The organism is uncultured Sphingomonas sp., from assembly GCF_913777625.1.
Classification (GTDB): Bacteria; Pseudomonadota; Alphaproteobacteria; order Sphingomonadales; family Sphingomonadaceae; genus Sphingomonas.
On record NZ_CAJYTI010000004.1, the window covers coordinates 1 to 15,066 of the forward strand.

Sequence of the window (15,066 nt, forward strand, 5' to 3'; positions counted from 1 at the left end):
GCATACATGATGATGCTCTCGAGCGGCATCATGTATGCCGTCGCCGCGGTGTTCTGCGTGATCGGCGCCGGGCTGCTGCTCGCACTCGCCCGTCCGCGGACGGCGGGACAGGTCTATGCCTTTCGCATGATCGGCATCATGGCGCTGTCCGGCGGCGTCGTGCTGGCGATGAGCGCGACCGCCATGTGGCAGTGGAGTGTCGAAGGATGAGCCCGGCCCTGCCGCTCTTGTTCGCTGGTGTCGCCGCGGCGATGTTCGGGGCCGGTGTGTCCTCGCGCCGTTCGCCTGAGCGCAACCAAGACCCCCGGCTCCTCTTCGTGGCGGGCGGGTTATTCCTGCTCGCCGCTTTCGCCTTCCTTCTTTCCTATCTTTTCGCCTGATCGTTTCGGAGTAACCCCCATGTCCCTCACCTCCGCCCGCAAGACCTACAAGCCCTTCGAATACCCTTGGGCTTATGAATTCTGGAAGCGCCAGCAGCAGATCCACTGGATGCCCGAGGAAGTGCCGCTGGGCGAGGATTGCCGCGACTGGGCGCAGAAGCTGACCGATCACGAGCGCAATCTGCTCACCCAGATCTTCCGCTTCTTCACCCAGGCCGACGTCGAGGTGCAGGACTGCTACCACGAGAAATACGGCCGCGTATTCAAGCCGACCGAGATCAAGATGATGCTCGCCGCCTTCTCGAACATGGAGACGGTGCACATCGCGGCATACAGCCACCTGCTCGACACGATCGGCATGCCCGAGACCGAATACAGCGCCTTCCTCCAGTACAAGGAGATGAAGGACAAGCACGACTATCTCGCCACCTTCGGCGTCGATACCGACGAGGACATCGCCAAGACGCTGGCGATGTTCGGCGGCTTCACCGAGGGGCTGCAGCTGTTCGCCAGCTTCGCGATGCTGATGAACTTCCCGCGCTTCAACAAGATGAAGGGCATGGGCCAGATCGTCACCTGGTCGATCCGCGACGAGAGCCTGCACTGCGAAGGCATCATCAAGCTGTTCCACACCTTCTGTAAGGAACGGAACTGCATGACGCCGAGCGTGCGCGACGACATTCTGGACATGTGCCAGAAGACCGTGCGCATCGAGGACGCGTTCATCGATCTCGTCTTCGAAATGGGCCCGGTGAACGGCATGACGCCGAAGGACATCAAGAAATATGTCCGCTTCATCGCCGACTGGCGCCTGGGCCAGCTGGGCCTCAAGCCGATCTACATGATCGACGAGCACCCCCTGCCCTGGCTCGCCCCGCTGCTCAACGGCGTGGAACACGCCAATTTCTTCGAGACGCGGGCGACCGAATATTCGAAGGCGGCGACGCGCGGCAACTGGAACGAGGTGTGGGACAGCTTCGACAAGCGCCGCCAGGCCAAGACCAGCACCATCGCCAACGAGGATGCGCTCGAAGGCGACATGTTCGCCAAGGCCGGCATCGCCGCGGAGTAAGCCGGACGACCCTTTCCTCCCCCGCCAGGGGGAGGTGTCAGGCGGCAGCCTGACGGAGGGGGAGGATGCCAGACCGGTAGCGGCTGGCCTCCTCCCCCTCCGTCGCCTTTGGCGCCACCTCTCCCTTGCGGGGGAGGATGAAAGCGGCATCAAATCCCCTTGCCCCTCGGACATTCGCGAGCAACAATGTTGCCCGAACGAAGCGCTTTCTTGCTCGCGAACATCCGAAAAAAGGGGTCATCATCTTGGTTCGTGCCATCTCGCTCGCCGGCTTGCTGCTGGCCACGACTGCGCCCGTGCTCGCGCAGAACTCCGCGCCCCAGCCGACGCCGATCGTCGACACGATCCCCGCCGCGCGCGACATCGCCTATCCCGGCACGCTGAAGGTCGACATCGACGCGACCGATACGATGCGCGGCATCTTCCGGGTGCGCGAGACGATCCCCGTCGCCAAGAGCGGCCGCCTGACGCTGCTCTTCCCCGAATGGCTGCCCGGCAAGCACGGCCCCCGCGGCGAGATCGAGAAGCTGGCGGGCCTGCAGATCAAGGCCAACGGCAAGCGCCTGCCCTGGACGCGCGACACCGTCGACGTGTTCGCCTTCCATGTCGACGTGCCGGCAGGTGCCAAGGCGATCGAGGCCGAGTTCCAGTTCGTCTCCGCGACCGACGGCAACCAGGGCCGCATCGTGATGACGCCCGAGATGATGAGCCTGCAGTTCAACTCGCTCAGCCTCTATCCGGCCGGCTATTTCACCCGCCGCATCCCGATCCAGGCGACGGTGAAGTATCCCGAGGGCTGGACCGCCGCCGGCGCGGTGCCGGCCAAGGTGAACGGCGCGACCTATGCCTATGAGACCACCAGCTACGAGATCCTGATGGATTCGCCGGTGATCGCGGGGCGTTATTACCGCAAGTTCCCGCTGTCCGAGCGCGTGACGCTCGACGTCGTGGCGGACAGCCCCGACGAGCTCGAGGCCAAGCCCGAGCAGATCGACGCGCACAAGCGCCTCGTCGAACAGGCGGTGAAGACCTTCGGCGCCCAGCATTACGATCACTATCACTTCCTCCTGTCGATCAGCGACAAGATGGGCGGCATCGGTCTCGAGCATCACCGCAGCTCCGAAGATGGCGTGGGCCCGGGCTATTTCACCAAATGGGCCGAGCAGGCGGGCGCGCGGAACCTGCTGCCGCACGAATATACCCATAGCTGGGACGGCAAGTATCGCCGCGGCGCCGAGCTGTGGACGCCGGACTTCCGCACGCCGATGCGCGACCAGTCACTGTGGGTGTATGAGGGCCAGACCCAGTTCTGGGGTTATGTGTTCCAGGCGCGGTCGGGCCTGGTCTCCAAGGAAGAGACGCTGGAGGGCTATGCGGGCATCGCGGCCAGCCTCGACAATCGCGCCGGCCGCCAGTGGCGCCCGATGATCGACACCACCAACGACCCGATCATCACCGCCCGCGCACCCAAGGGCTGGACCAGCTGGCAGCGCAGCGAGGACTATTACAACGAGGGCCTGCTGGTGTGGATGGAGGTCGATTCGATCCTCCGCGAGCAGAGCAAGGGCACCAAGTCGATCGACGATTTCGCCCGCGCCTTCTTCGGCGGCCGCGACGGCGATTATGGCGAGGTGACCTACAGCTTCGACGACGTGGTGAAGACGCTGGAAGGCATCCAGCCCTATGATTGGCGGGGCCTGCTCACCGCTCGCCTGCACGACGTGTCCGAGCATGCGCCGCTCAAGGGATTCGAGCGCAACGGCTACAAGCTCGTCTATACCGATGTGCCGAACAAGATGGGCCGCCCGGGCACGGCGGACCTCAGCTATTCGCTGGGCCTTGCCGTCGGCAAGAAGGGCATCCTGGGCGTGATGTGGGACGGCCCGGCGTTCAAGGCCGGCATCACCGTCGCCGACGAGATCGTCGCGGTGAACGGCCGTGCCTATGCGACCGAGGCGCTGATCAATGCGGTGAAGGCCGCCAAGGGCACCAAGGCGCCGATCCGGTTAACCCTGAAACGGGACGACAGTTACCGGGAGGTTAGCATCGACTATCATGACGGGCTGCGCTATCCGCACCTCGTCAAGACGGTCGAAGGAGAGGCTGGCCTCGACAAGCTGCTGCAAGCCCGCTGAGACGGGCGGAGCCGCCAACCAAGGTTTAGAGAGCATATGCGCATCGATCTGATTCCTGTCGGGGACGATCCCCCCAACAACCTGAACGTCGTCATCGAAGTGCCGGTGGGCGGCGAACCGGTGAAGTATGAGTTCGACAAGGCGAGCGGCGCACTGTTCGTCGATCGCATCCTGCACACGCCGATGCGCTACCCGGCGAACTATGGCTTCGTGCCGCACACGCTGTCGCCCGACGGCGACCCGCTCGACGCGCTCGTCATCGCCCGCTCGCCTTTCGTGCCGGGCTGTGTGGTGCGTGCGCGCCCGATCGCGGTGCTGAAGCTGGAAGACGAAGCCGGCGGCGACGAGAAGCTCGTCTGCGTGCCGGTCGACAGCACCTTCCCTTATTATTCGGACGTCGATGAGCGTTCGGACCTGCCGACGATCGTGCTCCAGCAGATCGAGCACTTCTTCACGCACTACAAGGACCTGGAGTCCGAGAAGTGGGTGCGGATCGGCAATTGGGGCGATGCCGCCGAAGCGCGCCAGATCGTCCTCGAGGCGATCGAGGCCGCGAAGAAGGCCAAGGCAGCCTGAACGGGAAATTGCGGCGGCGTGGGGCGCGACCCCGGGGGGTCGGCAACGTCCTCGCGCCGCCGCGTTTCCTCGCCTTTGCGGTGGCGACGCTCGCGGCAGGCGTTTTCCTGGTGCCGCAGTTCGGCATCCGGATGGGGGCGATGCTCGCCTTCGACATCGGCGCGGCGCTGTTCCTCGCGCTGTGCATTCCGATGCTCAAGCACCAGTCCGATGCGATGCGGCGCTCGGCCTGCAACAACGATGCGAACCGGCTGGTGCTGCTCGGCATCACCGGCGCCGTCACCATCATCATCCTGATCGCCATCGCCAGCGAGCTGATGGAGCGCAAGGCGCCCCAGCCCGCGCAGCTTGGCCTGATCATCGGCACGCTCGCGCTCAGCTGGACGTTCAGCAACGGCGTCTACGCGCTGCACTACGCCCATCTCTTCTACACCGAGGCGCCGGGCGGCCGCGACAAGGGCGGGCTGGAATTCCCGAAGACGCCCGAGCCCAATTACTGGGACTTCATCTACTTCGCCTTCTGCCTGGGGATGACCTTCCAGACGAGCGACGTATCGGTCACCACGCGGCAGCTGCGCCGGGTGGTGACGCTGCACTGTCTCGCAGCCTTTGTGTTCAACTTGGGCGTGGTGGCCTTCACGATCAACGTTCTCGGCGGTAGTTGAGCGGGCGGGCGTCCGCCCGATACCAGCCTGCCGGAGAAGCCATGTTCCGTGTCGCCGCCCTCGCGCTTGCCGCGCTGCTCGCGCCTGCCGCCGCTGCCCAGACCAACGACAAGTTCGTGGTCGCCGGCCTCACCGACGGCATCTGGCTGAAGGGCGACCTCCATGTCCATTCGCGGCACAGCAAGGATTCGACCAACCATAGCGAGGCACGGATCATCGCCGACGCCGAACGTGCGGGCTTCGACTTCCTGCTGATCAGCGACCACGACAACCATGTGAACGGCGACACCGCGCACACCACATGGAGCGACCCCGAATTTCACTCGGACAAGCTGCTGCTGCTCTACGGCGCCGAATGGACCACCGTGCGCGGCCATGCCGTGATTCTCTCGGCCAAGCCCTATGATCACCAGAAGCTGTTCGATATCCGCGATGCGCGCGACGTGCAGGTGCAGAAGGTAAAGGACGGGCTCGGCGTCCACCTCTCGGCCAACCACCCGACCAACAAGGATCATTTCGGCTATTCCTACGACATGGTCGATTCGATCGAGGTGTGGAACACCGTCCGCTGGGCGCCGAACAAATCGAACCTGATGGTGTGGGACGACATGCTGAGCTCGGGCCGCAAGATCGCCGCGCGCGGCGGCAGCGATTCGCACCACGGCACCGTGCCCGGCGACACCACGCCCCAGGCGCTGGAGGCGACCGCCAACAATGTCGGCACGCCGACCACCTGGGTGTTCGCGCCCGCCCGCACCCGCGAGGCGGTGATCGCCGCGATCGGCCGCGGCCGCGCCTCGATCAGCGCCAACCCCTACGCCCCGCGCGTCGAGCTGACCGCGGACGTGAACGGCGACGGCAAGGCCGACATGATGATGGGCGACAATGCCAAGGCCCCCGCCGGCCCGGTGCGCTTCACCGTACGCCTGTCGGGCAAGCGCGAGGACGGCGCCTACCATGTCCGCGTCGTCAAGAATGGCGATCCGTTCGCCATGCTCGACATCGGCGCGGACGGCACGGTGGGCTTCACCGATACGCCCGATGCCAAGGGCCGCAGCTATTACCGCGTCGAGGTAGAGGGGCCGCAGACGCCCTATCCCGGCGTCGACAATTTCCCCAAGGTCGCCGGGCCGATGGTCGCCATCTCCAACCCGATCTTCTTCAACTTCGACCCGAAGTTCTGACCGCGCGGGGTGGCGCGATTACAGCGCCACCACCAGTTGCTTGCCCTCATAGACGACCTCGCGCCCCGGCGTCTCGGCAAGCCCGATGCCGGTGCCCGGCGCCACGGTGACCACGCGGAAGCGGCGCGTCTTCGCGATGCCGGGATAGCGGCCGTCGCGCGCGCCGATCGTCAGCGTGCCGGCCTTGTCGTCGAGCAGCAGGTCGATCGTCGCCCGTTCGCCGCGCCGCCAGCCCTGGCCGTCCCCCGCATCGTCATAGAGGGTGAAGTGCCCGTTCGCGCCGCGATAGACACGCAGCTCGATCGGTCGGGTGGGCGACTGGTCGGCATATTGCACCGGCGATCCGAGCGGCAGGATCGTGCCCGCCGCGACCTGCACCGGGATCTGCCCGATCGGCGCGGCGACCTGGATCTTCGCGCCACCGGCATGGCGCGTGCCGGTCCAGAAATCGATCCACTCGGTGTCCGCCGGCAGATAGACCGCGCGGGCGGTGGCGCCCGGCTCGATCACCGGGCTCACCAGCAGATTGCGCCCGAACAGATACTGGTCGCGCAGGTCCTGCGCCTTCGCGTCGTTCGGGAACACCATGCCGGCCGGATAGAGGAACGAGGCGCCATGCGCCGTCACCTGCCAGCTCTGCGCATAGAGGAAGGGCAGCAGCCGGTAGCGCAGCGCCACCGCATCGAGCAGCGGACCGCGCACGGCTTCGGGGAAGCTGTAGACCTCCTTGCCCTCGCCGGTGCCATGGATGCGAAACATCGGATTGAACACGGCGAACTGCAGCCAGCGGGTGAACAGCTCCTGATAGGCCGGATCCTTCGGGCTGCCGCCGAAGAAGCCGCCAATGTCCGCCGACCAGAAGGGATTGCCGGTCATCGAGAAGTTGACGCCTGCCGGAATCTGCTTGGCGAACACGTCCCAGCGTCCGCTCACGTCGCCCGACCAGGTGAACGCGCCGTTGCGCTGCTGCCCCGCCCAGGCCGAGCGGGTGAGCAGCAGCGGCCGCTTGGCGGGATAGTCCCCCGCCATGCCGTCGCGTACCGCCGTGGTGTGCATCAGCGGATAGGCATTATAGACCAGCGCGCCGGACCCGGCCGCGGTGTTCACCGCCGCCATCTCGCCCCATTGGCCACCCAGTTCCGCCTCGCTGCCGTCGAGCCAATAGCCGTCGAACCCGGCCTTACCCAACCGGTCCGAAATCTGCCGCCAGTAGAGCGCGCGCGCCTTGGGGGAAAAGGCATCGTACCAGCGCCCTTCGCCGGCCGGGTACACGTTCGGGTAGGTCTGGGGATAGAGTCCGCCGATCGCATCCAGCGCCTTGGTGTTCTCCAGCCCGACATCGAGCCGCGGCCATACCGAAACGATACTGTGCACCTTCTCCCGGTGCAGCGTATCGAGCATGCCCCTGGGATCCGGATAGCGGCTCGGGTCCATCTCATGGCTGCCCCAGCGGCCCGCCGGCCAATATTGCCAGTCCTGCACCACGGCATCGAGCGGGATGCCGAGGCGGCGATATTCGGCCGCCACCCCCAGCAGCTCGGCCTGCGAGGCATAGCGCTCCTTCGACTGCCACAGCCCCCAGGCCCAGCGCGGCAGCAGCGAAGCCGCGCCGGTCAGCTGGCGATAGGCGCCGATGACCTGATCGACATCGGGGCCGGCGAACAGGAAATAGTCCACGCCCTCGCCCAGGCTCGACCGGAACAGCGCCCGGCCTCCCGCCTGCGGCGTATCCACCGCCACCTCCGTCACCGAGGCGTTGTTCCAGAACAGCCCGAAGCCCGCAGGCGAGACGAGGACCGGCACGCCGACATCGGTGTTCGCCTGCTGGAGCCGCACGGTGGTGCCGCGGTAATCGAGCAGCCCAGCCTGATGCTGGCCGAGGCCGTATACCGCGCGCCCTTCGGGCAGCGTGAAGAGCATGCGCACCGCCCCTTCGGTATCGGGCGTGCCGCCGAGCCTGCGGCGTTCGAGATTGGCCTCGGCGATCAGCGGCTTGCCATCGGCGCCGAGCAGCGCCACCGCGCCGGTCTTGCGATCGACACTGGCGCGCATCGCCGGGGTGGCGATCAGATAGCGGTCGGCCTGTTCGTCGAGCGTCCAGCCGACCTTGGCCGGTTCGCCGACCAGCGCGAGATCCGGGGTCCGCTCCGCCCCTTCGCGCAGCATCGTCACGCGGAGGATGCGGTCGCCCCAGACGGTGACCACCAGCACGCCCTGGCCGGTGCGGAATCGTACGCCGGTATCGTCGCGTGCCAGCAACGCTACCCCAGCGCTCTGCGACTCATGTGCCGGGACGGCCGACGCAGCAAAACTCGGCGCAATGGCGGCAAGGCACGCTGCGCCGAGCAGCAGGAGCGACTTGGCGTTCACGGACATTCTCTCCCCCGACACGATGATCTGGGGATAATCTTGTCAGACAAGAAAGCGGATGCCTAGCCCTGTCGGGGTATTAGTGGCCGCCGCCTGCCAGCCGCAGCCCGGCGATGCAGCCGACCAGCCCGAGAATCAGGAGGATGCGGACCATGCTGACCGGCTCGCCGAACCACAGCATGCCGACGATCACCGTGCCCAGCGCGCCGATGCCGCCCCACACGGCATAGGCGGTGCCGAGCGGCACGGTACGCGACGCCATCTCCAGCAGCGCCATCGACACGGCGATGAAGGCGAGGAAAGCCAGCGTCCAGGGGAGGTTCCGAAAGCCGTCGGTGAAGCGCATGCAGGTGGTGAACCCCACCTCGCACAGGCCGCCGAGCAGCAGGTAGATCCAGCCCATCAGCGCCCCGCCAGCTTGGCGAGCGCATCCCCCGTCACCCGCTGTACCGTCCATTCGTCCATCCCCACAGCCCCCATCGCGCGATAGAAGTCGATCGCCGACTGGTTCCAGTCGAGCACCGACCATTCGAACCTGGCATAGCCGCGCGTGACGGCGATATCGGCCAAATGCCGGAGAAGCGCCTTGCCGACGCCTGCCCCGCGCGCGGTGGGGGTGACGTACAGGTCCTCCAGATACATGCCGGGCAGCCCCGTCCAGGTGGAGAAGTTCTGGAAGAACAGCGCGAAGCCGAGCGGCGTTCCTTCCCCGCTCTCCGCGATCACCGCCTCGGCGGCCGGGCGCGGGCCGAACAGCGCCGCCTCCAGCATCGGCTCGGTCGCGACCACGGCATCGGGCTCCCGCTCATACTCGGCCAGCTCGCGTACAAAGGCGAGGATCTGGGGGACGTCGCCGGCGGTGGCGAAACGGATGCGGGTCATGCGGCGGCCTCGGTTTGCGGCGCGGCTGCCACCCGACCGCGGATCGCGGCGAGGCAGCCCAGGATGATGAGCAGCGCACCGCCGACCGTCCAGCCGGAGACGCGCTCGTCGAACACGACATAGCCGAGCAGCGCGGCCCAGACGAAGGCGGTATATTCCACCGGCGCGAGCACCTGCGCCTCGGCATGGGCATAGGCCCAGGCGAGCAGCACGGCGGAGACCGAGCCGACCAGCGCCGCCCCGAGGATCCACGGCCACAGCGTCACCGCCGGCATCGCCGAGAACCAGGGGGCGCCCGGCAGCATCACCAGCGCCAGCACCAGGCTGGTGAACAGCGCGACCTCGATCGGATCGGCCACCTGTGCCTGCCGGCGCAGCAGGATCAGGCTGCCGGCATAGAGGATCGAGGCGACGAACACCGCGATCGAGCCGAGCACGACGTCGGTCGAGGCATGGGCCTGCGCCTGCCCTGCGGCGATAGCGAGCACGCCCAGGCTGGCGATCAGCGATCCGCCGATCGCGGCGCGGCGGATCTTCTCGCCCAGGAAGGCGGCGGCGAGGAACATCGCGATCAGCGGCGCGAGGAAGGTGAGCGCAATCCCCTGCGCCATCGTCACCCGGGCGAGGCCCCAGAAGAACAGCACCACCGAACTGCCCGCGAGCACGCCGCGCGCGAAATGGAGCTTCAGCGCTGCGCGGCTAGGCCAGGGCGTCCGGCGCAGGAGGAAGATCGGACCCAGCAGCACGATCGCGCCGACCGAGCGCCACAGCACCGCGCTATAGGCGCCATGCGCGATCGACATGCCCTTCATCACCGCGTCCATCACCGAATAATTGGCGATTCCCAATGCGGCGACGAAGAAGGCAGTGCGAGGCGAACGAGGCATGGAGCGCCGGGTAGCGGGGTTTTGCCGCCCTATAAACCCTCTCCCCACCGGGAAGAGGAAGGGGCCCGCCGCCCACCCTTTCCAAGCTTCGCTAGGCACCGCGCTGCCAAGCTACGCTATCCTCTCCGTTGAAGGAGAGGATTCACGGCGCCGCTTTCCCCTCCGCATAATCCTGCGTGCCCCGTGTGATCACGTCGTCCCCCGGCAGGATCGCTGCGATCGGGATGTCCGGCTGCGCCAGGATCTCCGCATAGAGCGGCGCGAAGTCGGTATCCACCGTCTCGCGCAGCAGCACCTCGAAGCTAGGGATCACGAAATAATTCTGCTGGAAATCGTCGATGCGATAGTCGGTGCGCATCACCCGCTTCATGTCGAAGCGGATGCGATTGGGGCTGTCGCTGTCCAGCGCGAACAGGCTTTCGGCGGAGCTGGAAACGATGCCCGAGCCGTAGATGCGCAGCCCTTCGGCCTCTTCGACCAGCCCGAACTCCACCGTGTACCAGTAGAGCCGGCCGAGCTGCTTGAGCGCCCCCAGCTCCAGCGCGCGCATGCCGCCGCGGCCATAGGCCTCGAGATAATCGGCGAACGCCGGATCCGCGAGCATCGGCACATGGCCGAACACGTCGTGGAACACGTCCGGCTCCTGGATATAGTCGAGCTGGTCGGGCCGGCGGATGAAATTGCCCGCGACGAAGCGCCGGTTCGCCATGTGATCGAAGAACACCTCGTCCGGCACCAGCCCCGGCACCGCGACGACCTGCCAGCCGGTGAGCTTGTGCAGCCGCTCGGACAATTCCTCGAAATTGGGGATGCCCGAGTCCGAGAGCCGCAGCGCCTCGAGCCCTTTCAGATAGGCCGAGGAAGCGCGGCCCGGCAGCAGCTTCGCCTGCCGCGCGAACAAGCGGTCCCAGGTCGCATGTTCCTCGGGCGTGTAGGCTGCCCAGTCCTGTGGGATCGTCCAGTCGGCCGCCGCGCCTTCGGGCGGACGGTCCAGCACATGCGTTTCCTTATTCATGGTACGGATATAGCATCGTAGCAAATGCAACGAAACGGCGGGAAATCCCGCGTCGAGAAGGAAGCGCGACATGGCCCCGGCCTGGCCCGTACCGAACAGCCATCGCGATCCTCCGCCCCGACTGGCAATGCTCGCGGAGTTGCCGCGCGCCTTCTACGGACTGGCCGAACTCGCTGCGCGCTGGCGCGGCCTGGGGGACGAGCCGCGCGGAGACGGCCATCCGGTGCTCGCGCTGCCCGGGCTGTTCAACGCCGATCGCTCGCTCGCCGTGCTCCGTCGTCATCTTCGCCGGCTGGGCTATCGCGCCCATGGCTGGGGCCTGGGCCGCAACCTGGGCGCACGCACGATCGGCGTAGAAGGCGAACGGCTGATGGCGCGCATCAGCGAGCTTCACCAGAGAACGGGCGAACCCGTCACGCTGGTCGGCGTGTCGCTCGGCGGGATCATGGCGCGCGTCGCGGCGCATCGCCATCCCGAGCTGGTGCGCGGCGTGATCACGATCAGTTCGCCCTTTGCCGGCCCGCCCAGCGCCACCAATGTCTGGCGTCCGTTCCAATGGCTGAGCGGCGAACGGATCGACGATCCCGCGCTGCTGGAACAGCTGGCCGAGGCAGCAGCGCCGCTATCGGTGCCGGCCACCGCGATCTGGAGCTGCAGCGACGGGCTGGTCAACGGCCTGAACTGCCGCACCAGCGCTTGCCGCGCGGTGGAAGTGCGCAGCAGCCACCTCTGGGTGCAGATGCGGGCCGAGGTGCTCTCGGCCGTGGCCCGGGCGCTGGCCGAGCGGCGCGCGGCTTAGCCGAGCGCCTCGTCGAGCAGCTTCGCCAGCCGCAGCCCGCCGCGCACCACCTGCTGACGGGCGACCGGCACCAGCTTCGCGATCGTCGCCTCATCGAGATGCGCGGGATGCTCGCCCGCGGTGCAGACGGCCGCTCCGGCCGCGCTCGGATAGACCATATCGCGCGCGACCTGCCAGCTTTCACGGCTCCAGTCGGCGACGCTGCCCCCCCACACCGCGCTGCGCTCGTCGGCGGTGTAGACGCGCACCGGCGAGGGCGGCTGCGAGATGGCGCGCTCGGCGAGATAGCCGTCCCACACCGAATGGAGGTTGAGCCTGGCGCTGGTGAAGGCGCCATAGTTGGTCTTCACCTGGTTGCCGCCGAGGTCGCTGTGATCGCCGGCATGGAGCGGCTGGTGCAGATCACCGACGAAATGGACGAGGAACACCAGCGCCATCACCCGCTCGCGCACCGGCACCTTGGGGTCCTTGAGCAGCTTCACGTCGCGCTCGATCTGCGCCGACACGCAATTGCCGTCGCGGCACGGCGGCTTGAGGTCGAACGGCTTGCAGATGTCGATATTCTGATAGTGCCACGAATAGGCATAGCTGAAGCGCGGCCCCAACGTCTTGACGCAATCCGCCCACACCGCCGCCTGCTCGATGGTGTTCGCCGGGCAGGTCGGCGTCTCGAGCAGCGCCTGGCGCTTGAGCAACGCGTCGATCTTCGCGCGGACCTGGGGCGTCACGTTGCGATAGGCAATCGCGCCCACCGTTTCATGGCCATATTCCCAATAGGCGGAAGCGGGCGAAGCGGCGGCAAAGCCGACCAGCGCGGCGAGCAGGAGGAGAACGCGACTCATGCTCGCCCCCTAGGACCGTGCAACTTCGCGTTCAATGGGTTAGCGCTGGTCCTCGTAGATCGCGACCAGCCGCGCGCCACCCGACGACACCTTACCCCGATACATGCCGGGCGTGGTGAAGCACCAGTCGAGCTCCCCCGAGGGGGCCGCGAGGATCACGCCGCCGACACCGCCCATCGCCTTCACGTCGGCCATCACCACCGCGGCAGCCTCACCCGCAGTCTCGCCCAAGAAGCGCATCCGCGCGCAGATCTCGTGGGTCACGCCTTCGCGGATGAAGAACTCGCCCGAGCCGGTGGCGGAGACCGCGCAGGCGCGATCATCGGCATAGGTGCCCGCGCCGATCAGCGGCGAATCGCCCACCCGGCCCCAGCGCTTGCCGGTCAGCCCGCCAGTCGAGGTTGCCGCCGCGACATGGCCGTGCACGTCCATCGCCACCGCGCCGACGGTGCCGTACTTCATGTCGACATCGAAGCCGCCGCGCGCGCTATCCGCCTTCATCCAGTCGAGCTGCTGGCGGCGCTCTTCGGTGCCGAACCATGCATTGTCGACCTGCTCCAGACCTTGTTGGCGAGAGAATTGATCCGCGCCCTCGCCGGCGAGCAGCACATGGACGCTGTTCTCCATCACCGCCTTCGCCAGCGCGACCGGGTGGCGCGTGGTCGTCGATCCCGCGACCGCGCCGGCCGCCCGGGTGCTGCCGTCCATGATCGCCGCATCCAACGTGTGGCCGCCCTCCCAGGTAAACACCGATCCGCGTCCGGCGTTGAAGTGGGGATCGTCCTCCAGCACCTGGACGGCCGCCTGCACGGCCTCCACCGCCGAGCCGCCCGCCTCCAGCACAGCCGCACCGGCGTCGAGCGCCGCGTTCAGCCCGGCAAAGGCGCCCGCCTCCTGCGCCTCGGCGAGTTCGCCGCGCCGCATGCTGCCGGCGCCGCCGTGAATCGCCAGCGTCCAGCGGGGCTTGGGAGTTTCGGTCGTCATCGCGCAGGCTCCGGATACAGTCGGGATCTTGCGCGCGTCCCTAGCAGATCGGGCGACCCGTCCAAGCCATCGCCGCGCCAAATACCGGCATGCATCCCCGCTAGCCGCCGCGCTGCGAAGCGCCTATATGCGCCCCATGTCCGTACGACCCTGGCGCGATATCGTCCGGCGGCAAAGCCGTCAGATCATGGTGGGCAACGTGCCCGTTGGCGGCGATGCGCCGGTGACGGTGCAGACGATGACCAACACCGCGACGTCCGACGTGAAGGCGACGATCGACCAGATCCGCCGCTGCGAGGAAGCCGGCGCGGACATCATCCGCGTTTCCTGCCCGGACGTGGAGAGCACCACCGCGCTCAAGCAGATCGTCCGTGCCGCGCGCGTGCCGATCGTCGCGGACATCCACTTTCACTACAAGCGCGCGCTGGAAGCCGCGGATGCGGGTGCTGCCTGCCTGCGCATCAACCCCGGCAATATCGGCTCGGCCGACCGGGTAAACGAGGTGGTCAACGCCGCCAAGGCCAATGGCGCCTCGATCCGCATCGGCGTCAACGCCGGCAGCCTCGAGAAGGACCTGCTCGAGAAATACGGCGAGCCCTGCCCCGAGGCGCTGGTCGAATCCGCGCTCGACCATATCAAGCTGCTCCAGGACCGCGACTTCCACGAGTTCAAGGTGGCGGTGAAGGCGAGCGACGTGTTCCTCGCGGTCGCCGCCTATCAGCAGCTGGCCGATGCGGTCGACTGCCCGTTGCACCTGGGCATCACCGAGGCCGGCGGGTTCGTCGGCGGGACGGTGAAGTCGGCGATCGGGATCGGCTCGCTGCTCTGGTTCGGCATCGGCGACACGATCCGCGTCAGCCTCTCGGCAGAGCCGGAAGAGGAAGTGCGCGTCGGCTTCGAGATCCTCAAGGCGCTCGGCATCCGCAACCGCGGCGTCCGCGTCGTTTCCTGCCCCAGCTGCGCGCGCCAGGGCTTCGACGTGATCCGCACCGTGCAGGCGCTGGAAGAGCGCCTCCAGCACATCCGCACACCGTTGTCGCTCTCGGTGCTGGGCTGCGTCGTCAACGGCCCCGGCGAGGCGCGCGAGACCGATATCGGCCTCACCGGCGGCGGCAACGGCAAGCACATGGTCTATCTGTCGGGCCTTACCGATCACACGGTCGAGGATGCCGACATGCTCGATCACATCGTCAAGCTGGTCGAAGCCAAGGCAGCGGAGATCGAGGCCGCGAACGCCGAGCCGGCGCAAGCGGCGGAGTGAGGGCGGGGGTCGCC

Annotated in this window: 16 protein-coding genes; 9 read left to right on the forward strand and 7 right to left on the reverse strand. The window is 67.2% G+C overall.

Going from position 1 to position 15,066, the window contains the following annotated elements:
- The 7 genes from QZ814_RS02100 to QZ814_RS02130 all read left to right on the forward strand — a co-directional run.
- On the forward strand, positions 1 to 210 hold a 210-nt coding region (locus QZ814_RS02100), incomplete at its 5' end, for a hypothetical protein (protein ID WP_365897951.1).
- Positions 207 to 380: a hypothetical protein gene (locus QZ814_RS02105; protein WP_288411944.1), complete on the forward strand. Its 174-nt coding sequence runs from the start codon at positions 207 to 209 to the stop codon at positions 378 to 380. The genes QZ814_RS02100 and QZ814_RS02105, both read left to right, overlap by 4 nt.
- A 19-nt stretch (positions 381 to 399) precedes the next feature.
- Positions 400 to 1,452: a ribonucleotide-diphosphate reductase subunit beta gene (locus QZ814_RS02110; RefSeq protein WP_294329422.1), complete on the forward strand. Its 1,053-nt coding sequence runs from the start codon at positions 400 to 402 to the stop codon at positions 1,450 to 1,452.
- A 245-nt stretch (positions 1,453 to 1,697) separates the two neighbouring features.
- Positions 1,698 to 3,587 carry a peptidase M61 gene (locus QZ814_RS02115; RefSeq protein WP_294329423.1) on the forward strand — a complete coding sequence of 630 codons (1,890 nt, stop codon included), beginning with the start codon at positions 1,698 to 1,700 and terminating at the stop codon, positions 3,585 to 3,587.
- A 36-nt stretch (positions 3,588 to 3,623) separates the two neighbouring features.
- Positions 3,624 to 4,163 (forward strand): inorganic diphosphatase, encoded by a 540-nt coding sequence (gene ppa, locus QZ814_RS02120; RefSeq protein WP_294256459.1) that lies wholly within the window; start codon positions 3,624 to 3,626, stop codon positions 4,161 to 4,163.
- 140 nt (positions 4,164 to 4,303) lie between these two features.
- Entirely contained in the window at positions 4,304 to 4,828 is a 525-nt protein-coding gene (locus QZ814_RS02125; RefSeq protein ID WP_365897961.1) for a DUF1345 domain-containing protein, read from the forward strand.
- 41 nt (positions 4,829 to 4,869) lie between these two features.
- Positions 4,870 to 6,012, forward strand: coding sequence for a CehA/McbA family metallohydrolase (locus QZ814_RS02130; protein WP_294329426.1), 1,143 nt, complete (start codon positions 4,870 to 4,872; stop codon positions 6,010 to 6,012).
- Between the two features lie 18 nt (positions 6,013 to 6,030).
- On the opposite strand, the gene QZ814_RS02135 is transcribed toward QZ814_RS02130, so the two are convergent.
- From QZ814_RS02135 to phhA, 5 genes are all read right to left on the reverse strand, one after another.
- Positions 6,031 to 8,388: a TIM-barrel domain-containing protein gene (locus tag QZ814_RS02135; RefSeq protein WP_294329427.1), complete on the reverse strand. Its 2,358-nt coding sequence runs from the start codon at positions 8,386 to 8,388 to the stop codon at positions 6,031 to 6,033.
- A 73-nt stretch (positions 8,389 to 8,461) separates the two neighbouring features.
- Entirely contained in the window at positions 8,462 to 8,785 is a 324-nt protein-coding gene (locus QZ814_RS02140) for a multidrug efflux SMR transporter (protein WP_294329429.1), read from the reverse strand.
- Positions 8,785 to 9,264, reverse strand: coding sequence for a GNAT family N-acetyltransferase (locus tag QZ814_RS02145; protein ID WP_294329430.1), 480 nt, complete (start codon positions 9,262 to 9,264; stop codon positions 8,785 to 8,787). Before QZ814_RS02145 ends, QZ814_RS02140 begins: the two co-directional genes overlap by 1 nt.
- Positions 9,261 to 10,151 (reverse strand): DMT family transporter, encoded by an 891-nt coding sequence (locus QZ814_RS02150; protein WP_294329432.1) that lies wholly within the window; start codon positions 10,149 to 10,151, stop codon positions 9,261 to 9,263. Before QZ814_RS02150 ends, QZ814_RS02145 begins: the two co-directional genes overlap by 4 nt.
- 142 nt (positions 10,152 to 10,293) lie before the next feature.
- On the reverse strand, positions 10,294 to 11,166 hold the full coding sequence (phhA, locus tag QZ814_RS02155; RefSeq protein WP_294329433.1) for a phenylalanine 4-monooxygenase: 873 nt from the start codon (positions 11,164 to 11,166) through the stop codon (positions 10,294 to 10,296).
- Between the two features lie 70 nt (positions 11,167 to 11,236).
- On the opposite strand from phhA, the gene QZ814_RS02160 reads away from it, so the two are divergent.
- Positions 11,237 to 11,965 (forward strand): alpha/beta fold hydrolase, encoded by a 729-nt coding sequence (locus tag QZ814_RS02160; RefSeq protein WP_294329434.1) that lies wholly within the window; start codon positions 11,237 to 11,239, stop codon positions 11,963 to 11,965.
- On the opposite strand, the gene QZ814_RS02165 is transcribed toward QZ814_RS02160, so the two are convergent.
- Together QZ814_RS02165 and QZ814_RS02170 are read right to left on the reverse strand one after the other, a co-directional pair.
- Complete coding sequence (locus QZ814_RS02165; protein WP_294329435.1) at positions 11,962 to 12,807, reverse strand: S1/P1 nuclease; 846 nt, start codon at positions 12,805 to 12,807, stop codon at positions 11,962 to 11,964. The two genes, QZ814_RS02160 and QZ814_RS02165, sit on opposite strands and share 4 nt — an antisense overlap.
- 39 nt (positions 12,808 to 12,846) lie before the next feature.
- On the reverse strand, positions 12,847 to 13,791 hold the full coding sequence (locus tag QZ814_RS02170; protein WP_294329436.1) for an isoaspartyl peptidase/L-asparaginase: 945 nt from the start codon (positions 13,789 to 13,791) through the stop codon (positions 12,847 to 12,849).
- A gap of 136 nt (positions 13,792 to 13,927) precedes the next feature.
- On the opposite strand from QZ814_RS02170, the gene ispG reads away from it, so the two are divergent.
- Positions 13,928 to 15,052 (forward strand): flavodoxin-dependent (E)-4-hydroxy-3-methylbut-2-enyl-diphosphate synthase, encoded by a 1,125-nt coding sequence (ispG, locus tag QZ814_RS02175; protein ID WP_294329437.1) that lies wholly within the window; start codon positions 13,928 to 13,930, stop codon positions 15,050 to 15,052.
- Positions 15,053 to 15,066 lie beyond the last annotated feature (14 nt).